Annotated in this window: 19 protein-coding genes and 1 tRNA gene; 10 read left to right on the top strand and 10 right to left on the bottom strand. The window is 56.1% G+C overall.

The features are described 5' to 3' along the window. The first annotated feature begins 95 nt into the window (after nt 1-95). Nucleotides 96-872, top strand: coding sequence for an energy transducer TonB (locus U5A05_RS20485; RefSeq protein ID WP_321834549.1), 777 nt, complete (start codon nt 96-98; stop codon nt 870-872). Continuing rightward, nucleotides 865-1,317: a ribosomal protein S18-alanine N-acetyltransferase gene (gene rimI / locus U5A05_RS20480; RefSeq protein WP_261739694.1), complete on the top strand. Its 453-nt coding sequence runs from the start codon at nt 865-867 to the stop codon at nt 1,315-1,317. Before U5A05_RS20485 ends, rimI begins: the two co-directional genes overlap by 8 nt. A 129-nt stretch (nt 1,318-1,446) precedes the next feature. On the opposite strand, the gene U5A05_RS20475 is transcribed toward rimI, so the two are convergent. Then, entirely contained in the window at nt 1,447-1,830 is a 384-nt protein-coding gene (locus U5A05_RS20475) for a serine kinase/phosphatase (protein ID WP_321834547.1), read from the bottom strand. Nucleotides 1,831-1,981: 151 nt separating this feature from the next. Between U5A05_RS20475 and can the strand changes: the two genes are divergently transcribed. Continuing rightward, the gene (gene can, locus U5A05_RS20470) at nt 1,982-2,626 is read left to right on the top strand and encodes a carbonate dehydratase (RefSeq protein ID WP_261739692.1); all 645 of its coding nucleotides are present in this window, start codon (nt 1,982-1,984) and stop codon (nt 2,624-2,626) included. Nucleotides 2,627-2,746: 120 nt separating this feature from the next. On the opposite strand, the gene U5A05_RS20465 is transcribed toward can, so the two are convergent. Then, entirely contained in the window at nt 2,747-4,165 is a 1,419-nt protein-coding gene (locus U5A05_RS20465; protein ID WP_321834544.1) for a short-chain fatty acid transporter, read from the bottom strand. A 214-nt stretch (nt 4,166-4,379) separates the two neighbouring features. Between U5A05_RS20465 and U5A05_RS20460 the strand changes: the two genes are divergently transcribed. The 5 genes from U5A05_RS20460 to U5A05_RS20440 all read left to right on the top strand — a co-directional run bounded on the left by U5A05_RS20460 (nt 4,380) and on the right by U5A05_RS20440 (nt 13,479). Next, the gene (locus tag U5A05_RS20460) at nt 4,380-5,264 is read left to right on the top strand and encodes a Dyp-type peroxidase (RefSeq protein ID WP_261739690.1); all 885 of its coding nucleotides are present in this window, start codon (nt 4,380-4,382) and stop codon (nt 5,262-5,264) included. 92 nt (nt 5,265-5,356) lie between these two features. Beyond that, nucleotides 5,357-8,188: an ATP-binding protein gene (locus U5A05_RS20455; protein WP_321834543.1), complete on the top strand. Its 2,832-nt coding sequence runs from the start codon at nt 5,357-5,359 to the stop codon at nt 8,186-8,188. Beyond that, nucleotides 8,178-9,368 carry a response regulator cyclic di-GMP phosphodiesterase PvrR gene (gene pvrR, locus U5A05_RS20450; RefSeq protein ID WP_261739688.1) on the top strand — a complete coding sequence of 397 codons (1,191 nt, stop codon included), beginning with the start codon at nt 8,178-8,180 and terminating at the stop codon, nt 9,366-9,368. Before U5A05_RS20455 ends, pvrR begins: the two co-directional genes overlap by 11 nt. A 174-nt stretch (nt 9,369-9,542) precedes the next feature. Further along, nucleotides 9,543-12,764, top strand: coding sequence for an ATP-binding protein (locus U5A05_RS20445; protein ID WP_321834540.1), 3,222 nt, complete (start codon nt 9,543-9,545; stop codon nt 12,762-12,764). Nucleotides 12,765-12,831: 67 nt separating this feature from the next. Then, on the top strand, nt 12,832-13,479 hold the full coding sequence (locus U5A05_RS20440; RefSeq protein ID WP_261739686.1) for a response regulator: 648 nt from the start codon (nt 12,832-12,834) through the stop codon (nt 13,477-13,479). An 11-nt stretch (nt 13,480-13,490) separates the two neighbouring features. On the opposite strand, the gene U5A05_RS20435 is transcribed toward U5A05_RS20440, so the two are convergent. From U5A05_RS20435 to U5A05_RS20410, 6 genes are all read right to left on the bottom strand, one after another. Beyond that, complete coding sequence (locus U5A05_RS20435; RefSeq protein WP_261739685.1) at nt 13,491-14,252, bottom strand: fimbrial biogenesis chaperone; 762 nt, start codon at nt 14,250-14,252, stop codon at nt 13,491-13,493. A gap of 2 nt (nt 14,253-14,254) precedes the next feature. Continuing rightward, the gene (locus U5A05_RS20430; protein WP_261739684.1) at nt 14,255-15,568 is read right to left on the bottom strand and encodes a fimbrial protein; all 1,314 of its coding nucleotides are present in this window, start codon (nt 15,566-15,568) and stop codon (nt 14,255-14,257) included. A 60-nt stretch (nt 15,569-15,628) separates the two neighbouring features. Next, nucleotides 15,629-18,241, bottom strand: coding sequence for a fimbria/pilus outer membrane usher protein (locus U5A05_RS20425; protein ID WP_321834539.1), 2,613 nt, complete (start codon nt 18,239-18,241; stop codon nt 15,629-15,631). A gap of 17 nt (nt 18,242-18,258) precedes the next feature. Beyond that, complete coding sequence (locus U5A05_RS20420) at nt 18,259-18,999, bottom strand: fimbrial biogenesis chaperone (RefSeq protein WP_261739682.1); 741 nt, start codon at nt 18,997-18,999, stop codon at nt 18,259-18,261. Between the two features lie 99 nt (nt 19,000-19,098). Continuing rightward, entirely contained in the window at nt 19,099-19,626 is a 528-nt protein-coding gene (locus tag U5A05_RS20415) for a fimbrial protein (RefSeq protein WP_261739681.1), read from the bottom strand. A gap of 283 nt (nt 19,627-19,909) precedes the next feature. Further along, nucleotides 19,910-20,626 carry a GntR family transcriptional regulator gene (locus U5A05_RS20410; RefSeq protein WP_261739680.1) on the bottom strand — a complete coding sequence of 239 codons (717 nt, stop codon included), beginning with the start codon at nt 20,624-20,626 and terminating at the stop codon, nt 19,910-19,912. Nucleotides 20,627-20,760: 134 nt separating this feature from the next. Between U5A05_RS20410 and U5A05_RS20405 the strand changes: the two genes are divergently transcribed. Next, nucleotides 20,761-22,161, top strand: a complete 1,401-nt coding sequence (locus U5A05_RS20405) for an FAD-binding oxidoreductase (protein WP_321834537.1) — start codon at nt 20,761-20,763, stop codon at nt 22,159-22,161. Nucleotides 22,162-22,280: 119 nt separating this feature from the next. Further along, nucleotides 22,281-22,356: transfer RNA gene (locus U5A05_RS20400), tRNA-Phe, on the top strand. Between the two features lie 435 nt (nt 22,357-22,791). On the opposite strand, the gene U5A05_RS20395 is transcribed toward U5A05_RS20400, so the two are convergent. Beyond that, a complete protein-coding gene (locus tag U5A05_RS20395) occupies nt 22,792-24,018 on the bottom strand; it encodes an MFS transporter (protein WP_321834536.1) in 1,227 nt (408 codons plus the stop codon). Nucleotides 24,019-24,536: 518 nt separating this feature from the next. After that, nucleotides 24,537-25,232 carry a glutathione S-transferase N-terminal domain-containing protein gene (locus U5A05_RS20390; RefSeq protein WP_321834535.1) on the bottom strand — a complete coding sequence of 232 codons (696 nt, stop codon included), beginning with the start codon at nt 25,230-25,232 and terminating at the stop codon, nt 24,537-24,539. Nucleotides 25,233-25,301: the final 69 nt, after the last annotated feature.

Raw genomic sequence — 25,301 nt, 5'->3', positions numbered from 1 at the left:
GAGGTCGAGTCATCACTTGGCGGATCAACTGCGGGCGGGAAGGGCAGAAGGGCGGTAGAATCCCCCCTCTTTAGTTATCCACAGATGGCCGACCCTTGTTGAACGAGTCCCGCCGCCGCGCTTTTTTGACTGCCATGCAAGTGGTCAGTTGGTTGCCGCGCACTGAATTGCCGTTTGCCGCACCTTCGCGGCCAGAACTGCTGGTGCTTCCTGAACCGCCTGCAGAGCCTGAAATCATTCGGCCTGTGGTCAAGGCAGCGGCCGCACCGAGCAAGCCCGCAGAGCGCCCACGGATCGAAGTGCCTCGGCCTTCGGTCACCCCGCGCCCTGCCAGCAAGGCAGTGGAGAAAGATCAATCGGCTCCCGTACCGGCCAAGGTTGTGCAGTTGCCACCGCCGCGTTTTGCCCTGCAATTGTTGCGCGCCGGGCGCTGCCTGGTGCTGGTGGAGTTACCCACAGGCAGTGCGTTCCAGAGTCGTGACCCAGCCTATTTATTGTTAAAGGATATGTTGCGCGCTGCGGGTCTGCCCGATAGCCCGCAAATCATTGGCGAGCCGGTGCGTTGGCCGCTCCTCAGGCGCGGCAATGTTGATCAAGGGCCTGACGCTGCGCGTGAGTTTGTGCAGGGTTTTCTCATGGCCCGCCTGGAAGAGGCCGAATGTGCCTGCTTGTGGCTGGTGGGGCTGCCAGCGGTGCGGTTTGCCGGTGAGGTCGATGCCGAATCGTTCAACCGTGAACTCGAAATCGAAGGACTGGGCTGCGCATGGGCGTTGCCGGGTCTGGAACTATTAATGGATGAGCCACAACGCAAAGCGGATGTGTGGCAAGCCATGCGCAGGCTTTTGGCGCGCTGGAAACAAAACGATGAGTGATGCTGTAACTTTTCGCCCGATGACCGAGGCGGACCTTGAAGCGGTATTGAAAATTGAATACGCCGCCTTCAGTCACCCGTGGACACGCGGTATTTTTCTCGATGGCCTGGGTAAATATCATATCTGGCTGATGTTTGAAGGTGAGCAGCAAGTTGGCCACGGTGTGGTGCAAATCATCCTCGATGAAGCGCATTTGCTGAACATTACCGTTAAACCCGAGAGTCAGGGGCGTGGCTTGGGGCTCAAGTTGCTTGAACAGCTGATGTCGATTGCCTACAAGCATGAGGCCCGCGAGTGCTTCCTCGAACTGCGCGACAGCAACACGGCTGCGTTCAAGTTGTATGAGCGCTATGGCTTCAACGAAATCGGCCGCCGCCGTGATTACTACCCGGCAGTGGGTGGTCGTGAAGATGCAGTGGTAATGGCCTGTACGCTGGTCGACTAACTGCAACAAGCCATTTGTGGGAGCTGGCTTTCGACCCGGTATGTCTGAATCACCGCGTCGATAGCATCGCGAGCAAGCCCGCTCCCACAGTGTTTAGTGCGGCAATGAGAGTGTGCTCCCGCATACGTTTCAATGCTTGCGACCCACAGGATCAATTTCCGCCAGTTCTGCTTCATCCAGCCCTTTGCCAGCGCCTATGTCGTCTTCGTCAACCAGGCTCAAATCCCAGTCAGCGGCAGCATTCGGGCTCTGGGCGGCTTCCTTGGCATCGCGGGCACCGTCTTCGCGGATGAGCATCTCCTGCTCCAGGTCGTCGTCATTGAGGCCCAACTCCAGCTCATCATTGAGCACCGCCCTGTGCTTGACTCTTTCATCGTCGATAAACAAATCGCTGATGGGCTCGTAAGTGTCGTCATCATCAAAATTCAGTGGCTCAACCGAGCCCATGGCATCCTCGATATCGTCTATCGGTGCGGGTTGCGGTGCCCCGTAAGGGCGACGTGAATCATTCATGGCAATTCCTCATACTGTAGGGCCTTAATACGATGACTGTAGTCATTGTTGAAGATTCCACCCGGCTGACCGCCGGAATGACATGTATCAACGTGACCCCGACCGCTGGTCGGCTGTCATAACAGCGCATCAACTCTTGAGGCTTCACAGCATGAACGAACTACAAGATCTGATTGATAACAACGAGCGCTGGGCCGATGCGATCAAACAGGAAGATCCTGACTTTTTTGCCAAGCTGGCTCGCCAGCAAACGCCGGAATACCTATGGATTGGTTGTTCGGATGCACGCGTACCGGCCAACGAAATTGTAGGCATGCTACCCGGCGATCTGTTTGTGCACCGCAACGTGGCCAATGTCGTGCTGCACACTGACCTCAATTGCCTGTCGGTGATTCAGTACGCGGTCGATGTGTTGAAGGTCAAACATATATTGGTAACGGGCCACTATGGCTGTGGCGGCGTGCGCGCGTCCATGAAGGACCAGCAACTGGGCCTGATCGATGGCTGGCTGCGTTCCATTCGCGATCTGTATTACGAGAATCGTGAAGCGCTGGCGCTGTTGCCGACCGAGGAAGAGCGCGTCGACCGTTTGTGTGAGCTGAATGTGATTCAGCAGGTGGCGAACGTTGGCCACACCAACATCGTGCAGAATGCCTGGCATCGCGGGCAGAAGCTGTCGGTTCACGGCTGCATTTACGGGATCAAGGACGGTCGCTGGAAGAGCCTGAACACCACCATCAGCGGGCTGGACCAATTGCCTCCGCAGTATCGCCTGCGGCCGGTGGGCTCGATCTGAGGTTGCATGCATAACCCGTGGGAGCGGGCTTGCTCGCGATGGTATCGACGCGGTTTTCCTGCATTACCGCGCCGCCTGAATCGCGAGCAAGCCCGCTCCCACATTTGGTTGCGGGTTCGCTTACGGCATCACTGGCGGCGTATACGTCAGGGTAGTCCCCAGCGCCCACAGCAGAAACAGCACCAGCGGTGTGTGCACCAGTAATTGCACAAACGAAAAGCCGATCAAGTCTCGCGCCTTCAACCCCAGCACGCCCAGCAGCGGCAGCATGTAAAACGGATTGATAAGGTTCGGCAGCGCTTCAGCGGCGTTGTAAATCTGCACAGACCAACCCAGGTGGTAACCCAGATCATTGGCCACTTGCATCACATAGGGCGCTTCGATAATCCACTTGCCGCCGCCCGACGGAATGAAAAATCCCAAAATTGCCGAATACACGCCCATCAATAACGCATAGGTGTCGTGGGATGCGATTTGCACGAAAAACGTCGAGATGTGATGAGCAAGGGTTTGCCCGTCAGTACCTTTGACCACCGTCATCAGCGCTGCAATCGAGCCGTACAGCGGGAACTGAATCATCACCCCGGTGGTGGTGGGCACGGCGCTGGCCACAGCATTCAGAAAACTGCGCGGGCGCCAGTGCAACAGAGCACCGAGCATCAGGAATAGAAAGTTATAGGTGTTAAGCCCCGAAATAGCGCTGATCGCCGGTTTGGTCGAGAACTCGTGAAACAACCAGCCGGCCGCCAGGAGCACCAGCAAAATGGTCAGCAGCGGGCTGTATTCCAGCCATTCACCGGGCCGTGTGCGTGGCGGCAGTTCTGGCGTGCTGAAGCTCGGATCGATACCACAGGCTGCGGCGTCACGAGCGGATTCAGGGCCAGGCGCAGTCGCGTAGGCAACGATCAGTGATACCACCACCAGGGCTGCCAGCAACACACCGGACTGCCAGAGAAAGATGGTTTCGGTGAAGGGGATAACCCCGGTGATTGCCAGAATCGACGGCGGCAGGCTGGCCGGGTTGGCCTGCAACTGCGCGGCAGAAGACGACAGCCCCAATGCCCACACTGCGCCAAGCCCCAAGTACGCCGCAGCGCCGGCGGCGCGATAGTCCATGCGCAGGTTGGTACGCCGGGCCAGTGCCCGCACCAGCAGACCGCCAAATACCAGGGACAGGCCCCAGTTCAGCAATGAGGCGACCATCGAAATCAACGCCACCCAGCACACAGCCTGGCGTCCGTTCTTCGGCACTTGTGCCAGTTTGTCGATCAGTTTGACCGCAGGCGGTGAACTGGCGACCACGTAGCCGCCAATTACCACGAAGGCCATTTGCATGGTGAACGGGATCAGGCTCCAGAAACCATCGCCGAACGCCTTCGCGGCATCGGTGGGTTTGGCCCCCATAAACATCGTGGCCAGTGCAACGGTGATCACCGCAACAGCAGCGAACACCCAGGAGTCAGGAAACCAGCGCTCGGCCCAGTTCGAGCAGCGCAGGGCAAAGCGGGCAGAGCGGCTGTCTGTAATCTCAGCGGCCATGGGGCATACCTCATTGTTCTTATGATTATTGTGTTGTCTGCACCCGGCCTTTCAGGGATGAAAAGCCGGTGCAACCACAGGAAGAGCACATTAAATCAATCGAGGGTTTTTGCCGATGGATTAATACAAAACGGGCTTCGCAACAAAAATAACCCTCGCTGTCCGAAAAGGCGCTGCTGAGGGGTAAACTCTTTCCTTTCCCAAAGGAGTTTCTATGAGTCTCTACCAGCCAGGCATTCTTGCCAAACCCGTGCCGTCACAGGCGCGCTACATGTTTTTCGCCCTTAAGTCTGTAGAAGCACTGCCGGCTGCGCTCGACGTTTTGTCGCAGTGGGTGGACGGCAAAAGCGTAGTAGCGGGCTTTGGGTCGCCGCTGGTGTTGGCATTGGGCGTAAAAATTCCAGGGCTGCGAGTGTTCCCGGCTCTCAATGCAATGGTTGAAAACCCGTCGACCCAGCACGCGCTGTGGTTGTGGTTGCTGGGTGATGACCGCGGCGAGTTGCTGCACCGCAGTCAGGCCATCGAAGCGGCGCTGGCGCCTGCTTTGAGCTTGCTGCAAGTGACTGAAGGCTTTCGCTACAACACCGATCGTGACTTGACCGGCTATGAAGACGGTACTGAAAACCCGGTGGATGAAGCGGCGGTCGATGCGGCTATCGTTGCTAACGCCGGTGCAGGGCTGGACGGAGGCTGTTTTGTTGCCGTGCAGCAGTGGCAGCATGACCTGAACGGTTTTGCTGCTCGCCCGCAAACCGAGCAAGACAACCTGATTGGTCGTCGCAAGAGCGATAACGAAGAGCTTGAAGACGCGCCGGCCTCGGCCCACGTCAAGCGCACTGCTCAAGAGAGTTTCTCGCCTGAAGCCTTTACCGTGCGTCGCTCCATGCCGTGGACAGAAAATGGCAAGGCCGGGCTGATGTTTGTGTCCTTTAGCCGGACCTTGAACGCGTTTGAAGTCCAGTTGCGTCGCATGAGCGGCATGGAAGATGGCATCGTTGATGGTCTGTACAGCTTTAGCCGGCCCTTGAATGGTGGCTATTACTGGTGCCCGCCGATGAAGGATGGGCGGATGGACTTGAGCGCGGTTCGCCCGGCTTAAACTTCAGGTTTAATCAAGCGTGCTTACAGCTGAACCGGTTTTTTAAGGTTTGTCTGATGTTTCAAAAACTGCCAGCTCAATAGGCTGGCAGCATGAAGTTAAAACATTTTTTCCGTCCCCAGGATGCCTCGTTCTCGACCTCAATCGCAGCGCGTACTTTGCTGCGTTCGTTTTTTGTCGCCTTGTTACTGTCGTTGTTAGGCGGGCTGTATGTGTATATCAACTCCAGTTTCGACCGGGAGATCTCCCAGCGCCGGGGTTATATGAGCGGGGCGATACTCGAAGCCCAGCGCTTTTTCACCGGCCATGAAATGCTCCTCAAAAACCTCAGCCTGGCGGCGGTGCGTAACAAGCCCGTCTCACCAGCTGCGCCCATGGAACTGGCGGATGAGGTTGAAATGACACTGGGCGAAGGTATGCATTCCTGGAGCCTGTGGCAGACCCGTCGTGAACTTGAGTATCTACGCGAAGAGAACATCAATCTGCTGTACGTAAAGGCCGGCTCTGATGCGCAGGCAGTGCGCCTGACCCGATACACGCTGCAGCCAATACCCGTCGACCAGAATGTATTGCGTCAGCTAAAAGAGCTGGAAAAAACGCCGATGCCCGTTAAGGGCGAGTATTGGTTTAACGCCACGCCTAACTTCGTCATTGCTGACAGCCCGGTTTTGTACCTGTTCACCTTGCTCGATCAGCGTGACCCTCATTCAGGGTGGTTGGGCCTGGAAATTGAGGGGGCCGAAATTTCGACGGCCATGGACCGCAAGCACGCAGGTGACTTTGTGGTGATTAATGCTCAGGGCGAAGAGATATTTGCCAGTGCCTTGAATCCAGGCCTGACACAAGCGCTGCAAGGCTTTGGCGGTGATCGTCAATTTGGTTTTACGGGCGACGGGTTGTGGCCCGACTACCTGATCATGCGTAACCAACTGGGCTATGCGGACCTGCAAGTGGTGTACTCGATGGAGTTCGGTCACTTGTTAACGTCTCTGCGTGAGCCGTTGCTTATTGCCCTTTTAATTGGTTTTGGCAGTGCATTGGGGTTGGGGTTGCTGGTGCAACGTATCGAACGCCAACTGATTAACCCCGCGATATATCGAAAACATGCGCTGATCGAGAGCGAAGCATTCAGTCGTACAGTTATTCAGACGGCACCCGTTGCGTTGTGTGTGTTGCGAAGGGCCACTGGCGCGGTGGTTTTGGAAAATACTCTGGCCCAACAGTGGTTGGGACATGGCCGTGAACGTGATCAGTTATGCCATGACTGGATTGACCGAGCGTATGACAGCAGCGAAAGAAACCGTTTCGATGAGTTCTCGGTTGCTGGACGCCATCTGCATATCAGGTTTGTAGCCACACGTTATAAAGGTGAGGACGTGCTCCTCTGCGCATTTAGTGACATCAGCGCACACAAGGATGTCGAGATCGCCCTGGAGCAGGCCAAGCGTGTGGCGGACAAGGCCAATGATGCCAAAACGCAGTTTCTGGCAACCATGAGCCACGAGATTCGCACACCGTTGTATGGCGCCTTGGGCACCCTTGAACTATTAGCGCGCACCCAGTTAACCCCCCGTCAGCAAGAATATGTGCAGGCTATTCAAAGTTCGTCTTCTACGCTGCTGCAACTGATTTGTGATGTGCTGGATGTATCGAAGATAGAGGCAGGACAACTGGCGCTGGAGGTGAGCGAATTTGCCCCTCTGGATTTGATCCAGGAAGTGGTCAGCGGGTACTCGGCGGCAGCGCAAAGCAAGGGCTTGCAGCTATATGCGCATATCGATCCGCAGTTACCGGAACAGTTGCTCGGCGATGCACCCAGGATTCGCCAGATTCTGAATAATTTGCTGAGTAATGCCGTCAAGTTCACCGATAGCGGGCAGATTGTGGTGCGAGTGACGGTGGATAGCCGCAGCGATGAGCGGGTGACGGTGTCCTGGCAAGTGACTGACACGGGGCAGGGGATCGCGCAGGAAGATCAACCCTTCTTGTTCGACCCTTTTTACCAGGCCGGTTCCCGGGCCAATGTGATCAGTGGCACGGGCTTGGGCCTGTCGATTTGCCAGCGCTTGATGTACTTGATGAGCGGCACCATGAGTGTCGTCAGCGAGCCGGGCTTGGGTAGCAGCTTTACTCTCGCACTGCCTCTGGAACAGTGCCGAGCTCCGAAACTGGACGACTCAGTCAAGTTGTTACCTGAAAAAGTATTCGTCCGGTCATCCATACCGAAACTGGCCGAAAACATTTGCGGCTGGCTGCGACGCTGGGGTGCCAGGGCACAAGTGCTGCGTCCCGGGATGGACATTCATGACAGCAATGCTGTGCTGGTCGAGTTGTATCCCGGCGAATACGAACGCAGCCCTGAGGTGCAATGGCCCGGCCCGGTAGTGATTGCGTGCGGCAATAGGTGTTTTGCACCTGGCGAACGCGAGGGCGCGCAATGGCACGTCAAATTGAGTGATTTGCACGACCTGCGCCGTGCCGTCAGTCAGGCTCAGGGTCTCAACCCCTACGCCCGGCCATTTGAGCCGGGTTCCAGCGTTTATAAACCGCTGGGGCTGCATGTTCTGGTCGCTGAAGACAACGCCATCAGCCGGTTGATTCTCAAGGAACAGCTAGAAGAGTTGGGTTGTACGGTGGTGATGGCATCCGATGGTTTGGAGGCGCTGGAGCTATGGAAGCACGCGACCTTCGACAGGGTTCTGACTGACGTGAACATGCCGCGCATGAACGGCTACGAATTGACGACTCAACTGCGAAATTTCGATAACCAGGTGCCCATCATTGGCGCTACGGCCAATGCCCAGCAGGAAGAGCGTGCGAGGTGTTTGGCGGTGGGCATGGACGAGTGCCTGGTAAAACCCTTTGGCCTCAGCGCCTTGTTCATCTGCCTTGAGCAAACAGAGAGAGTGTCTAATGTCCTATAGCGTTCTGATCGTCGAGGACCATCCTTTCCAGCATCAATACCTGCTCAACTTGTTCCACGACCTGGGCAATATTCGTGTCGAAGCCGCCAGAGATGGCAAGGAAGCGTTTGATTGGTTGCAAAAGCAGTCCTTTGATCTGGTACTCACCGATTTGCTGATGCCGGGCATGGACGGCGTGCAACTGATACAACGGCTATCGGCGCTGCCTTGCAAACCGGCTTTGGCGATCATGAGCGCTGCCTCGCGACGCATGATCGTGAGTGCCAGTCTGGTGGCGCAAAGTATGGGGGTTGATGTGATCGGGCAGTTATCGAAACCGGTCAACCCAGCGGCTGTTCGAACCCTGATGTGCAACCTGGACAAACTGATCAAAAGTGACAAGTCACCCGCGAATGTGCCTTTGACACTGACCCGTGAAACGTTGCACGAGGCCATGCAGAGCGGTGCGTTACAGGCCTGGTTCCAGCCCAAGAAGTCCTTGCACGATGGGCTGATTGTCGCTGCGGAAGCCTTGGCACGGTGGGAACATCCTGAGTTGGGGTTGTTGATGCCTGCCGATTTTCTACCGTCACTGGTCAGGTTGGGGCTGGAGAAAGAACTGCTGTTGCTGTTCATCAAGCAAACCATTGCCGCCCAAGCCAATTGGGCCCGTCAAGGGTATGACATACCGGTATCGATCAATCTGCCTACGCACTTGCTCGATGACGATGACCTGGCCGACGAACTGCACGATTACGTGCGTACCCAGGGCGGTATTACTGCCAAGTTGGGCTTTGAGTTGATGGAATGCTCCACCACTCAGGACATCAGCAAATATTACGCAGGGGCATGTCGTTTACGCATGAAGGGCTTTGGTCTGGCACAGGACGATTTTGGCCAAGGCTTCAGCTCGTATTTCAATCTGGTCTCTACGCCGTTCACTGAGCTCAAGATTGATCGGGCGCTGGTGCATGGTTGTGTTGAAAACGAAAACCTCGCCTCTGCGCTGGCCAGTATCGTCGCGCTGGGGCGCCAGCTGGGTTTGGAGGTCGTGGCAGAAGGGGTCGAAAGTCAGGAGGAGCTGGCGCTGCTGCGCAAGCTCAACTGTGATCGTGTACAGGGGTTTCTGATCTCTCGTGCCGTATCATCGGGCCGCTTTGGGCATCTGTTACATGAGGATTCGCCCCCGCGTCTTTATTGAGGCACTTCGTCACCCCGCGTGGGCAGCGCACTTAAGGCATGCGTGATCAGTACTTGACTCATCGCGGGTATATTCACGCCAACAGTAATTGAAGTCACTTACTTGGCCCCTCCCTTGCTCGTCTAAGCTTTGAGCCTGAGTTCAAGTCTGTCCCCGCGAAATACAGGAAGTAACATGACCTCTGACAATGCCTCACTGGGCAAACTCGCCTTGAGCTCCATGCGATTGAACCGTGGCGTCCTGATTTTGATCGGAGTTGCGGTGCTGTTAGTGGGCACTTGTGTATGGGCCCTACAGCGTTTGGTCGAAGTTGAAGTGGAAAAGATTGAGTATCACTTCGCGCGGTTAGTGGAGAGTCTCAATGAAAACCACTCGTTTTTGACCAATATTAATAGCGCAGTCAGGGATGCCCCGGATGTCCTGACCGCGAACATCATGCCCTTGCAAAGCAAGCAGGTGTTCGAGAGCAACGGGGTGAATATATTTGAAGGCAAGGAGTTTTCGTTTTCGACGCCTTTTAATCTGACGCAAAGCACTTCGTCCAGCCCCGTTGTCACGAATCAATCGGCATTTTCGCTGGGTATGCACTTAGCCAATTTCTATAGCGGTTTTTGGTCGGGGTCTGTGTACCCCGCCCCGCAGTTGTTTCTTTTACCTTCCAATAATGCATTCACCTTGGCGGTACCAGCGATTGGCGCTCGCCGTGGGCACGTGGCAATTTTGAGTCTGGATGAATTTTTGGAGACCAGTCAGCAGTTGTCGTTGCTGTTCAAGGAACGCAAGGCTTCGCTCCCGGAGGGGCAGGTGCGCTGGGTCAATACCAACAGTGTCAGCGAAGGCAACCCTATGGTGTTTGCCGTTATCAAAATCAATCTGCCGCCCAAGTTTCTAGAGGTCGTGGGCAATGATCGTGAAGTGTTGCTCGCGGCATTGATCAACATTCGGCGTTTGACCAACATCCCGACGAGCATTGCCACCCCCGCCTTTTATGACCTCACACTGATTGCGCCCTCGGGGGCGGTGCTGGTCGGGCGCTTGAGTGGCACCCACAATAGCCCCGACGGTATGCGCTTCAATGCCCAAGGCTTGGAAATCAAGGTTTCCAACACGCAAGGGGAACATTGGTCAGCAGTGTACCGAATCAGTTATGAGAGCTTTTTTCGCTATGCCAAATGGACGTTATTGAGCATTTTGGGCATAGCGTTGTTTTCTATCTATGTGGGTTGGCTGGTCAATCGCTGGTATCGATTGCGTGTTGTTCGGCCAGCGGAGCGAGCGCACCGGCGAGTGATCGAAAGTGAGATTTTCAGCCGTGCGGTGATCGACACTGCTCCCACCGGTTTGTGCGTGGTGCGCCAGTCGGACAATCATATGTTACTGGCCAACAAGCGTGCACAAGCCTGGCTGGGTAACTCGCAGTACATCTCTCGGCTAATTCACGAACAACAAGCCGACATGGGAGAGGCCTGTGTCAAGGTGGGTGAGCGCTACTTGCATGTCAGCTTCAGCAGTACGCGTTATCAAGAGCAGGATGTCATTGTATGTGCCTTCAGCGATGTCACCGGGCACAAGGATGATGCCGCCGCCTTGACCCTGGCTAAACACCAGGCGGAAGAGTCCAGTCACGCCAAGACCACATTCCTTGCGACCATGAGCCACGAAATACGCACCCCACTGTATGGCGTGCTGGGCACTCTGGAGCTGCTGGAACTGACGGATCTTGATACTCGGCAACGCATCTATCTGAACACCATTTCGCGCTCGTCTTCGATCTTGTTGCAGTTGATCAGTGACATTCTGGATGTGTCCAAGATTGAGTCCGGACAAATGGCGCTCGAACCGGAGCGTTTTTGTCCGCTGGACATGGTTGAGGAAGTGGTAGACGCCTACGCCGCGGCAGCTGAAAGCAAAGGGTTGCAGATTTACGCCTGCGTTGATGCGGATGTGCCGGATCAGTTGGAGGGCGACCAGTCTCGACTGCGGCAAATTCTCAATAATCTGTTCAATAATGCGGTCAAGTTTACCGACTACGGTCGCGTCGTCTTGCGCTTGAAAGTGTTGAGTCGGGAAGCGGACAAGGTGACGTTGCAGTGGCAAGTCACTGATACCGGTGTGGGTATTTCGCAGCCGCAGCAGGAGCGTCTGTTTGAGCCGTTTTATCAGGTTTTTAACGGTCATGCTTCAGGCGGCACCGGCTTGGGCCTGTCGATTTGCAAGCGCTTGAGTGAGTTGATGGGCGGGCAATTGAGGGTTGTCAGTGAACCCGGCCTGGGGAGCAGTTTCAGCCTGATATTGAGCGTGCCAATACTCGAGGGCGCATTACCGGGCGCCAGCGACCTGCAACTGCGTCCTGCGCCGGTTTATGTTCGTGCGCCTGTCAACGAGCTGGCGGAAGCCGTTTGTGCCTGGCTCAACCGTTGGGGCGCCCATGCACTGGTAGCGTCGCCGGGGGCACTCAATACAGTAACTGGATCGGTGCTGGTAGATCTGCTGCCAGGGCGCAGTGCGCCACTGGAGTGGCCAGGGCCACGGGTGCTGGGCATCTCTGGCGCGGGGCAACCCGAGCATACAGTTGAGGGGTGGAAAGTCAGCGTGCACATGGTTCGCGGAATTGGTCGCGCCGTGCTGTTGGCTCAGCAAGGACGAATCACTCGCGAGATCGGGAAAGCACCGGCTGTTCGTGAAAAGCTGGCGTTACGGGTATTGGTTGCTGAGGACAACCCGATCAACCAGGCCATTCTCAAAGAACAGCTTGAAGAGCTCGGTTGTCGTGTGGTGCTGGCGTCTCACGGTCAGGAGGCGTTAAGCCTGTGGTCGCCTGACGCATTTGATGTGGTGATGACTGACGTCAACATGCCGATCATGAACGGCTATGAACTGGCCAATGCCATTCGCCAGCAAGATACCCGGATTCCCATTATCGGTGTGACTGCCAACGCGATGCGCGAGGAGGCCGAGCGTTGCATTGCCGTGGGTATGAACGCTCGAATGGTCAAACCCATGACCTTGCAGAAAATATGGACTGAATTGGTCGAGGTTTGTGACGTTGATCTATGCGGAGTTGCGCAAGAGCTGTCAGAAACAGGGCAGGGCTGCGCAGATGATCTTGCGCAACAGCCGATTGTGGTCAGCGCCAGAATGCGCGATCTCTTTATCAACACCATGAGCGCGGATATCCAGACGGCGATTGACGCCTTGGTCAGCCATGACATCGATGCCCTGAAAGCTCGTTTGCATTGTATTCGTGGGGCTCTGGCAGTTGTTCAGGCGCATGATCTGGCCAGCGGCTGCGGTGAACTTGAGCAGCGACTTGAGAATCATGTATTGGATGCACCTTTGCTGGTTCAGATTGAAGCATTGCTGGCACGTGTTCGTCGCGCAGTAGCGGCGATCTGAAATTTTTCTCCAACACCACCGATTGAGCGTCTCTTCGCGTGATCGTTCTTTTGACAGGGATGCGCCCGTGAAAAAAACTAAAATCATATTGGCTGATGACCACCCGATCGTTCTGATGGGGGTATGCGAGCTGATCGAGCGTGATGAACGCTATGAGGTGGTGGGCCAGGCCCTGACATCTTCAGATCTGATCGAGCAGGTGCAGCGCCTGAAACCGGACATCATCGTTACCGACTACAACATGCCGGGTGATGAAACGTATGGTGACGGGGTCAAATTGATTGAGTACCTGATTCGAAATTATCCACAGGTGCAGATTCTGGTGCTGACCATGCTCACCAACAACTTGATTCTGTCGCGTCTGTATGACTTGGGCGTGGGGGGGATCATTCTGAAGAGCGGCGATCTGAACGAAATCCTGCTGGCGCTTAACGCATTGTCCAGTGGCGCCAAATGGCACAACAAAGCCGGCCAGGGCAGCGCCAGTGTGATTGAGCGCTCCGATGCGGTGCAGACCCGTATCGCCAGCTTGTCAGTCAAGGAGTTCGAGGTGTTGAGGCACTTTGCTTCAGGAATGAATGTGCGGGATATCGCTCATTTGTTGAACCGAAGTGTAAAGACCGTGAGCTCTCAGAAGATCACGGCCATGCGCAAACTCGACGTGGAAAACGACCACGCTTTGCTGACGTTCTGCATCAGCATGAATCTGATCTGAGTAAGGTTCAGTCAGGGGGTGAGCAGCGGGGTCGTCATGGTCTGAAAATGCCCGCCATCATCGATCCAGGTAAAGTTCACCTTAAGACCTGCCGGGCTTACCAGACTGTTGGACGCAAGGGGATAACGCTTTTCACTCAACGGCAGTGCCATCATCTCCGGGAGTGGAGGTATTGCCATTTCCCGGCCTTGATCGATCAGTTTCAAAGATGCCAGCGAGGCGTGGTAAGGCGTTGGGTTGCGCAGTACCAGTTGCCATTGATCCCCTTGTTTCTCCAGCTTGAAAGACAGGCTCTTGGCCATGTCCTGGGGAAGAGAGGGCAGATTTTTCGGGCGATAGAAAATCTTCATCTGCGTATTCATGGCCAGTGCCACAGACGTTTGCTCGGCCGACTTGTTGGCGGCTTTGGGCGCGATTTCATAGAGGTTTAGCCAAAACACAGACTCTCGATCCGAGGGCAGTGCATCGCCGTTATGCACAATGCGTAAACCCTGTACCGCGCCCGCTTGCATACGAAATACCGAGGGCAGGGTGATCAGCGGCGAAGTGCTGTTTTCGGGCGTTTGCTGGTCTTCGCCCTCATTGACCCAAGTTTGTACTACCACGGGGTATGCGTTGATGTTGGCCAGCATCAGCGAGCGTTCATTCTGTCCTTGTTCGTAAATCACCCGGGTACTTGAAGCCATGATGCCCGCCTGTGCCGGGAGCGTGATCAACACTGCAGCGCTGAGCAGCAGCAGGCGCGAGGCGGTAGTCATCATTTTGGCGATCATGATTACTGCACCTTGACGAGAACATAGGCTGTTGCATTCACGGTTCCCGGTAATGCCTTGCGCCCAGGTAATGCTTTGAGAATCGCCGTGAGGGTTTTTGTGTAGTGGGTGTAACCCGATGCGGAACTGCCATTGGCAGTCGCACTCTCCTGAACGGGATACCAGCCGCCTGCGTTGCCGCTGCCAGCCATCTCGCTGCCAAGAAAGTTCATGGGCTTGCCGTTATTACTGAGTGCAATGCCGACACCGGTCGCAATGCCTGGGTCAGTACCGTAGCCATTGGAAACCAGATGCGTGACGCCTTGTGCTCCGGTGAGCAACCCAAGCTCTGCGGCTTTGGCGTAGGCCGCGGCAGACGCTTGAACACCCAGTGCGGTCTGGTTGTTGCCAACCCCGGACACCACCTGATTACTGCATTCAAGCTCAATTCTGAAATCGCTTTCGCGGGTCATGCCGTTGTTGAGTTCCTGAGCGGTGACAGGCGCAAAGGTGACCAGCGGCGTCACGTTGCGTGCAACACATGTCGCGGCATAACTGATGGAGGCTGCGCTGCGCATACCAAAACCAACCCCGTTTTTAGCGCCCCAAAATACATAGTTGGTGTTGGAGTCTGAGCCCACCGTGTCGGACTTGTAGCCCGGGCCCTGAAACTGGATATAACCATTGGGCTGGGTACAGGTGTAGCTGTAAGTTCCGCTGCCACTCTCGGCCGCCTGGTTGCCGCAAAAGTTACTGCCGCTGCCGCTTTTGGGTGGCAAGCTGGAGACCCGCGCCAGTTCGGCCTGCACCATGCTCAGGTGTTTGGGCTTGATCTGCAGTTTGTTGCCTACCACGTCGTATTGAGTAATTTTGCTTTGCTGCCAATACCGGGTGAACACCTTGCCTGAATTGAGGTGGGTCAGTTTGAGCCCGACATACGGGAAGTAAGTGGCGTAGTAACCGGGCAGGCCATCATTGGTCGATGTGCCTGCGCCGTTACCGATTTCCCAATAACCGCCGACACGGTCATCACCGTTAGTAGCAAACAGCTCATAGAGTTCGTCCTTGTCCGCAAGGTCGCACTCCCAAAGTACGGTTTCACTGTTGAGCCCCGTGGCGGTGGCGCTATCGGTGATCGTCGTGCCCAGTGCCGTGCCGACCGGTTGCAGATAGGTGCTGGTCAGGTTGATGCGTCCGAAGGTGATTTGTGCCGTGTATCCGTCGAGTACCGCGTTGCCGTTATAAATACGTTTGCAGTTGGCTTGCACGGCTGGCAGTGCCGTCAGGGTCAGTATAAGCAGCAGTAACTGATTCAATCGTGGGCGTAAGGTAAACATAAGAAGCCTCGATTCTGGTGCTGGTTTAAGGCCGGCATGAATAGGGCCGGCGCTTGATAATCAGTGCGCATTGCACTGGCTGGTGACGCGCAACAAGGGCTGTTCCAGATCTCGGTCCGTCACGTCATAGGTGAGCGAGCACTGTTCTTGCGGGCGATCACCCCAACGCAGAGTCAATGTGCCTTTGGGTTGTTCGCTGCGCAGATACGCTTGGCTGCCCTGGCCGACCATGCCAATGACGTTGCCGTTTTCGTCCAGCACATCAGCACCCATGGGTACGGTCTGGTTGTTGGCCAGCAGTGCCTTGATCAGCAGTGCGTTACCGCTTCGGGTTTTGAACTTGATCTTGACTGTCGCACCGGCATAGGGCGCAACCCGACGCTGACCATCATCGAGCTCGGCTTTCTGGTTCATCCCTTCTGGATTGATCGCCACGGTGTTGTAGCGATAGGGTGTAAGCGAAGGCACCAGTGCGAACCCTGCGTCATCAATCGTGGTGCCTTGGCCATTCATGATTTTTGCCCCGCTGGCGCCTTTGGCTTCTACCAGGGCAAAGGTATCGCCCAGGTAGGGGCCAAGTGTTACGCCGCCGCTATGAATGGCAACTGCACCTCGGGCGCTGCCGGAGGTCTGCCAGTAGTCCTGGCCCTTGGACGCACTCATGCCGAGACTGGTTTTTGGCAGGCGTTTCTGCAGATTGCCGCTAAAGGTGTTCTGTTTTTGTTCGTCATCGCGGGAAATATCCACGCCATAACTCAGTGTTTGCTCAGCATCTGCGGTGCCTGAAACAGAGGTCTGATACACGTTGCCGAAGTTTGCGCTATGACTGACGGAACTGCTGAGGGTTGGCGTGTTGCTCTTCGATGGACTGCCCAAAGGGAACGATACGGAGAGCAGCGAGACAGTTTCTGTCGTACCAGGCGTAGAACCGTTCCAACTGCCACCGCTGACATTTTCGTCAGGGCGACCGTCATACCCGCCTTGGCGGATTTGCTGATAGCTGCCGGTGGACTGGCGCGAGACCGAAAGGTTGAAACTGACGGAGTTGCTCAAGGTATTGGAGTAGCCCATTTGCAACTGAGTGTCGCGCTCGCGACCATTGCGATAGTCCTGGGTCGAGCCCGAGACATAAACCGAACCGAGCGATTGCAGGCTTTGGTTAACTGAAACTTCAAAGCGCGAGCGTTGCAGGTAGCTGGAAGATTCCCAGTTTTCTCCGGAGCGCAGCGACTCACGCACCCCCAGCACGTCGCCTAGGTCACGGTAGCCCGCAGTGGAGTAACGATAGCCAGCAATCGACAAGGTGGTGTTGGTCGGCGTGAACGTGCGGCTGTAAGACAAGCGCGCCATCCAGCCATCCACCACACCTTCTTGCGGCATGTCGGCCCTGGAGTAAGTAGTGTCCAGACCAAAGGCGCCCAGCCAGTTGGCATATACGCCGCCGAGTACCAAGGCTTGATAGCCATCGGCAACTCGTAAGCCAGTGTTGGTGGTGACGCTATTGGTAAGGCCACGCTGATAGGTGATTTCACCGAACGCATCGTTGTCACCGACGTCACTGGTTTTGCCGATAGCAGCGCTATAGCGTGAAGTACCCGGACGCAGCGATTCAGGTACCGCCGAGAACGGCACGCTGTATCGACTGATGCTGCCGTCAGCTTCCTGTACCGTGACTTCAAGGTCGCCGTTGTAGTTGGTCGCGTAAAGATCGCTGATTTCAAACGGTCCCGGCGCCACAGTGGTTTCATAAATATCACTGCCGTTCTGGCGCACGGTGACCTTGGCGTTGGTCTTGGCGATGCCGCGGACGGTCGGAGCATAACCGCGCACCGACTCTGGCAACATGCGTTCATCGGACGCTATTTGTACCCCGCGAAAACCTATTCCAGAGAAGAATCGACCCGAGGTATAGCCTTCACCTGCTGTCAGTTCGCTGCGCAGGCTCGGCAATGCGCGCTGCAAGTAGGTTCGGGTGGCGTTCCAGTCGCTGCCATTTTGTGAGTCGTAGCGCAGGGACGCTTGCTGGCGCAGACGCCAAAGACCCATGTTCAACCCACTGTTGAGTGACAGGTAGCTGGAGTCGGTATCTTTGGCGTTCGTTCCGCTACGACTGACGTGGTACTGGTTGGCGCTGTAGTTGATAAAACCGATGGTGTCACCCGCATCCAGGCTTTGTGTTGATACAAAACCTCGGGGTTCGCGCGACATAAGGCTTTGCGGCATGCTCACGTCGAGGCGCAATTGGGAGAAATCAAAATAGCTGCTGGCGCCGGGTACGGTATTGCTCAGTAATTGGCATTGCTGGTCCGGCGTATCGGTAATGGCAGTGTTCAATACACCGGCGCCTTCGAGCAGCGCGCGGGGCAAGCAAGGCTGAACATCGTCCTTGGCCACTTCCTCAAACTGCACGGGAATGCGCTCAACAAAACGATTATTGATGAACAGGTCAACGGTGTAACTGCCCGGATCAATAGCGTTGATTTTGTTAAAGCGCGACAGCGAACCACCACCAAACATCATGTTGTCGTCGAACTGGTATTCATCTATTCCTGTTTCGGATTCGGCCTGCGCAGTGCTGGCGGCCAGACCGATAAGCAGGATCGAAGTTGAAACCAACAGGCTATAAGGTGTGCGCGGCAGGAACCGACAGCGAGTGACGTGAGCAACGGTCATGTTTGTATTTCCGAGGGTCACTGAAGAGGAAAGTCGGAGGTGACATCTGCCCCAAAGTCGTTCACCAGCGTCAGGCGCAACTGATCTGTACTGCTGGCGCGAGTACCGTTGTTAGCCACTGGCCATTTCTGCGTGGAGTAAGGGGCGAGCATTACCGCTTTGGTCAGGCCGACAGGTTTGCCGCCGATCACCAGGTTGGCTTCACGCACTACGGCGTGATATCCGCTGTTGTTTTCTGCCAGCACACTCAAGCTGGAGCCTGAGCCCTGCAGCTTGAAGGTCATTGATTTAGCGATGTCTTCGGGGGCACCAACGATGCTTTCCGGACGATAGAAGACCTTCATCCTGCTGCTTACGGTCAGCATCAGTTTGTTGGCTTGCATGTCACTGCTCTTGAGTGCCGGCATCTGCATAAAGTTGATGTAGAACACAGACTCGCGGTCTTGAGGTTGGTCTGTGCCGGTGTACACCAATCTCACGACTTGTCCTGCCTTGGGGTTCATCCGGAAAATCTGCGGGCTTGCGATAAACGGGGCATCAGCGGTCTGCGGCGTAGAGGCCGGGTTGCCGTTGTCCACCCAGATTTGCATCAGGTTGGGGTACGCATCGTGACTGGTAAGCTGCAGGACTTTTTCACGAGCTTGAGCGGGGTAAATCACCCGGGTACCACTGATGACTACACTGGCCAGCGCGTTGTTGGCGAAAACGGCAATCATCAAAAAACTGACAGACAGGGCTAAGCGTTTCAGGCAGGCCATGGCCAACTCCTTCCGAAAGGCTGGGTATCGATGAGGGGGGGGTGTGGTGCGGACCCGCCGCCTCGCGAGAGGCGAAAGCGGCAGGTCAGAGCGTTACGCTTACAGGTAGTCGAGCGCGTACTGAGCAGAGGCAGACACGGTACCGGCAGTTGCAGCGCCGGTGCTGATGTAGCGAGCTGCGAAGTCATGGCTGGCTGCGGTTTCGTCTTTCTTCAAGACCAGGCCAGAAACTGAAGTCATCCCGCTCAGGGAGATTGGGTTACCGCCAGAGGCATCCAGCAATTGGATAGCAACGTTTTTAGCAGTACCTGTGTTGCTCATGTTGCCGCCAGCGTTAACGTCGGCGCCGAGGAACGTGGTCTTGATGTTCAGGTCGCCGACGGTCGGTGCAGTGCAGCCGGTAACTGCGATAGTGAACGGTGTTTCGCCGGCGAATTGGCCAGAAGTTGCCAGATCATTAGCAGCAACGGTCGGCAGAACAACAATTGGGCTGCCGGAGTTGCCGTTGATTGAAACCTGGCAAGTCTGATCAGAAACCTGGCCTTTGAAGGTGATGGTGTTTTGGCTGGCAGCGAAAGAGATTGCTGGCAAAACCGACAGTGCGATGAACAGAGCAGTACGTTTCATTTCATTAATCTCGATAGTTAGACAAAGCTCGAATCCAACCTTTTCTCGTCAGGTCGGTCAGGAGCGTGCTCAGGTTATCGAGGAGTGCTGGTAGCGATAATCAGACGATTCTTAAAAGGCTGCCGGGTGGCCAACAGGGGCATGTTTTTTGGCGGACCTGAAAATGGCTTGCCTTGCGGTGAGCCATTTTCAGGTCCGGTGCTGGCGCCGAAGTTGGTTGAAGGGCAGCTGCATTCGGATAACGGAAGTCTGCACAGACATATGCCGGCCTTCGGTCTGCTCACTACAAACGCAGCTTGCGACGAATCTTTTCCACTCGATCACTGTTCTGGCCCTGCAATTCCTGACGCTCTCGCAGGGTCGCGATGTAACTCTCGCGGGTGCGTAGGATATGCCGGCTGAGCAGGGTCGCCAGCGGGCCATGTTTACCCGCCTCAACCAATTCGATCATCCGCCGGTGATCATTGAACGAGCGGTCCGGCTCGTGCCTGGCACGCCGGGCCAGGTGCGTACGTAAGGCCGCGACGCGGCCCAGGTTGCGTTCGTAGGCATCGACCAGATAACGATTGCCGCTGAATTTGAAAAAACTCAGATGGAACTCGGTGTCGGCGGCGCCATAGCTCAGCCTGTCATCCTGCTCCAGCGCACTGATCATTTGTGCCAGGGCGTCACGCATTGCCTGCAGGGTGGCTTCAGGGTTGCGTTCAAAGGCACGGCGTGAAGCCTCTACTTCGAGGGTTACACGGTGCTCGCAGAGTTCGACAATGTCGTCTTCGGTAGGGCTGAACACGTAGCTGCCGGACTTGGCCACCACGTTCACCAGCCCCTCGGTCTGCAGCAGGGCCAACGCTTCGCGCACTGGCGTGCGGCTGACTTCAAAGGCTGCGGCCAGACTTTCTTCGGAAAGTGCTTCGCCCAGGTCAAACCGTGCCGAAACGATGGCTTCACGAATGTTGTCGGCCAAGCGTACGGCGAGGGACTTTTCTACGGATTTGCTCATTGGGTCTACGCAGTTTTTTCGCCGAGCTATGGCTCAGGCTGTTGGGCCACCATGATAACGGAACGCAAGCTTTTAACTTGTATACTAGTTGTTGTACCTTAGATTCGTCCCCCAACAATAATATGGACGTTTTCATGGCCTCTTCCCAAGCGCTTCAGCCTTCTCTTATGTACACCTTGCTCGATGCCCTGCGCGAGCTTCTCGGTGAGCGTGTAAGCACTAGCCGTGCCGAGTGCGAGCAACATGGTCGGGGGGAGTCATACCACCCGACCTTGCCGCCGGACGCGGTGTGTTACGCCGAGTCCACTGCCGAGGTCGCAGCCATCGTTAAGCTCTGTGCCGCGCATCGAGTGCCAATCATCGCCTTTGGCGGTGGCACCTCGCTGGAAGGGCATGTAGGCGCCACGCTGGGTGGGGTCTGCATCGACCTGAGTCGCATGCAGCGAATCATCGCTGTGCGTCCGGAGGACCTGGATGTGACCGTTGAAGCTGGGGTCACACGGATGCAGCTCAATGCCGAACTGCGCACCACGGGACTGTTCTTTCCGGTCGACCCCGGAGGTGAAAGCACTTTGGGGGGCATGGCGGCTACCCGTGCCTCAGGGACCAATGCGGTGCGTTATGGAACCATGCGTGAGAACGTATTGAACCTCACTGTGGTACTTGCCGATGGCCAGGTGATCAAGACGGGGGGGCGTGCACGAAAGTCTTCCGCTGGCTACGACCTCACTCGGCTGTTCGTCGGCTCGGAAGGCACCTTGGGTATCATCACTGAAGTTACCCTGCGGCTTTACGGCATTCCGGAAACCACCAGCGCGGCGGTGTGCACCTTTCCGACGATTGCGGCGGCGGTCAGTTCGGTGGTGTCGATCATTCAATACGGCATCCCGGTGTCACGGGTTGAATTGCTCGATGCGCGCACGGTGCAGGCGGTAAACCGTTTCTCGCAGATGGGACTGGCTGAAATGCCAACCCTGTTTTTCGAGTTTGCTGGCTCTGCGGCCAGCGTGGCGGAGCAGGTCGAACTGACGCGGGAAATTGTCGAAAGTAACGGGGCTCTGGGTTTTCAAGCGGCCGCCGATGGCGATGCCCGTAATGCTCTGTGGCGTGCCCGCCATAATGTTCACTATGCCATGCAGTCCATGCGCCCGAATGGGCGGATCTGGAGTACCGATGTGTGCGTACCCATTTCGGCGCTGACTCAATGCATCGCTGAAACTGCCGAAGACGTAGCCAAGGTGTCTTTTTTCGTCGGAGTGGTCGGACATGTGGGTGATGGCAACTTCCACCTGGGGCTGGTGGTCGATCCGGATAACGAAGCAGAAATGGCCGAAGCCGAAGCACTCAATGAACGAGTGGTCGAGCGCGCCATTGCCCTGGACGGCACTTGCACCGGCGAGCATGGTATCGGTTCGGGAAAGGTAAAGTTCATGCAGCTGGAACACGGCGCCGCACTCGGCGTCATGCGCCTGGTCAAGCAGGCACTCGACCCGTTTGGGTTGATGAATCCGGGCAAAATCCTGCCTGAGGCTTGATGCATGGCATGCATGGGCGCTTGCCGAAATAACGGACAATCGTAAGCACAGGTATTCATTGAGCTTTTTTTATTTCGTGCTTGACGCCCCTAGCGTAAAAAACGTTTAATTGCGCCGTTGCCCAGATAGCTCAGTCGGTAGAGCAGGGGATTGAAAATCCCCGTGTCGGCGGTTCGATTCCGTCTCTGGGCACCATTACTTCCAAACCCCTGATGCCTAAAGGCTTCGGGGGTTTTTTGTTTCTGGGTACTTAGTATTACTTGGCGTAGTAGTGGGTTTGCGCGATTACACGCCGTGCTGCTTGTTGCCGCGAGGGCCAATACAGACACTCCCTGTCGGGAGGCTGGCAAGCAGAGTCATTTGATTTCTGGCTTGTGTCCCTTTGGTTCTGTTTTTGAACCGGGATACACAGGGAGATACACGGCGCTCTTCATCGTGGCGGTTGCCTTGGTCCTTTTGACGCAACGCTCGCAATTATGAATAGCGGCGGTCGAAGTCGGACCGTAATTATTCGACCTGTTGCAACCCGTCAGCCGGACAAAATGATCCGACCCTTTTGTATTCCGTTCGCATCACTCTGGAAAACTCCGGAATGCTCAAAATTAATATCAGCTACTTGCTCGGGTCTGGCTAGCCGGGTTGGGCCGCTAGGCTATTACTGACGTTACGCCCCAGCACAAGCACCGTAACAAAACCGCAGCCTACTAAGGCCGTAGCTAGACTCAACAGCACCGAGCTGCCCAGTTGGTCGACGATCTGCCCGCCGAAGAACGAGCCCAACGCAATAATTACCTGGAACAAGGCGACAAATAGTGGCATGCCGCGTTCGACATCCTTGGGCGCTACGACAAACATCCAAATACTGGCGCAGGCCGGGAAGGCGCCGAAGGCAAAGCCCCAGAGCGCGATCAGCATCGCTGCGCCGGTCATGCCGGTGGCGAAGTGGGGGAAAAGGGCGGTGCTGCTGCCGATCATCAGTGCGACCAGCAACAGGGTGTACCGCACGCTACGGTTGGCGGCGAAACCGGCGAAAATATTACCCATTACCCCTGCCACGCCATAGAGCAACAGCAGTGAGCCAATAGTCGGCCCATCGAAGCCAGCACTTTGTTTGAAGAAGGGGGCAACGTAGGTGTACGCGGCAAAGTGCGCCAGGCCAATCAGCAATACAGCGATCAATCCAACCCGAGCTTGTGGATTGATAAACAAGGCCGGGAGGTCACTGATGCGGATGGCCTTGTCCGGGTTGAGCCGCGGTAGCAGGAAGATCTGTGCCAGTAGTACCGGTACGCCCACCAGCGCGGTTACCAGGAAGGTCGTGCGCCAGCCCATCAGGCCACTCAGCCAAGTACCTACGGGCACGCCCAGTACGGTGGCCAAGGTCACACCGATCATGATGATCGAGGTAGCCTGGGCTACACCAACTCCCTTGGGGGCCAGGCGGCCGCTGAGGGCAATGGCAGTCGCCCAGAAACCGCCAATACTGATGCCCAGTAGTACGCGACCGAACAGCAGCAGGCTGAAGTCGCTGGCGAAGGCCACGACCGAGTTGGCGATGATCATCAGCAGCGTCAGGCCGATGAGCAGATAGCGACGGTCCGAGGCACCAATGCCCACAGACAGCAAGGGGGCGGCGAGGGCCGCTGCTATGCCGGGCAGGGTAACCATCAGACCGGCGTGGCCTGCACTGATACCGAGATCGCTGGCGACATCGTTGAGCACACCCACCGGGAGAAACTCGCTGGTAACCAAGGCGAAGGCGCCCACTGCGACCGAGAGAATCGCCAGCCACTGCTGTTTGACACTCTGTTGATTATGTTCGGGTAGGCCGTGATGGGCCTGGCTGGCGCTTGGCATGGTGCTGGGTTCCAAGGGGGAATGTCGCCTGAAGACAGGCGGAGAAGCGGGGAGAAATCGGAGACGATTATATGAGTGAGTTTTGGCAACCAAACAGGCGGGCCTTTCGATAGTAATCATCAGTGCAATCGATGGGCCGCTCTGAGGAGAGCGTCCGCTTTTGGCCGAAATCTGCTATTGATGAACAGCAGAGATTGGCCGATGACTGCCTGTCGCCGCCATCAGCAGCAATGTGTAGTTCTCCGGCGATTATCGTTACGAAGCATGATCGTCAAATCCAATGCAATCGGTGGTCAGATGCAACGTAAATGACTGGTCAGATTGAATGCAAACGCGTGGACAAGTCTGTGCAACACCTCTACACCTCTACACCAGTCATCAGTTAGCCGACCGGTGTAGGGCAGCCGCCTGCGGGACCTGTCTTCGCGACCTGTGGCGATGAACCGCATTGATGCGATCTGGCTCGTCACCGACGCCATGGATATGCGCGCGGACACCGAAACCGCGCTGGCGCGGGTCTACCCACGCAACGTGTGTTGGCGGCCGGAGGCTATGCGAAGTTCATCTCCAGCAGGTCGCAACGAATGGGGCGGCCCCTCTATTTGTATCGTTTTTTGCACCGAATCCATCGATGTCACCCTCGTCGCGAATACTTCGAGGTTTGGCCATGGTGCAAGATCAAGACCGATGCGACGCGCCCAACTCAGCATTACGAATAGATAAGCGTCCGGCGCTGTAAACGTCTCACCCATCAGGAAGCAACGGCCTTCCAGGCAGCGGTCAACATAGTCGAGGCGCGGTGATACGTGAACTTGGGTCGCAGCTTGCCCCTCGACCGTCTTCGACAGAAAGTTGGCGGCTACGCCGCCGTGACGCTCAGGCGTGATGAAATTCTTGTGCAGCTCGGTTGCGATAAAACTGAGCCATTCCATTTCATGGTGACGCCGGACATCGCCTGGTGGCGCAAGCAATGTTTTTGCGGGGGCAAGGTCAGCAATATAAGTGAGAATGACTAGGCATTCCGTCAGCATGTCACCGTCCTCCAGGCGCAGGGCTGGGACGTAAGATTTCGGGTTGATCAGGTTGTAATCGCCGTCAGTCCACGTTTTGGATGCCAGGTCGACCCGTTCGGCTCGAAACGGCACGCCAGCCTCATGAAGCAGGATATGCGGCGCCATGGAACTCGCGCCAGCAGCATAGAATAAGGTCAACATCGTAGATCGCTCCTAAGTAATGACGATGTCATCTTCTCAAGCATCAAGAGCCGATAAAATGCGTGAAAT

It is taken from the genome of Pseudomonas kulmbachensis (assembly GCF_963681935.1).
GTDB classification, from domain to species: domain Bacteria; phylum Pseudomonadota; class Gammaproteobacteria; order Pseudomonadales; family Pseudomonadaceae; genus Aquipseudomonas; species Aquipseudomonas kulmbachensis.
This window is presented reverse-complemented; position numbering and strand designations above follow the sequence as displayed.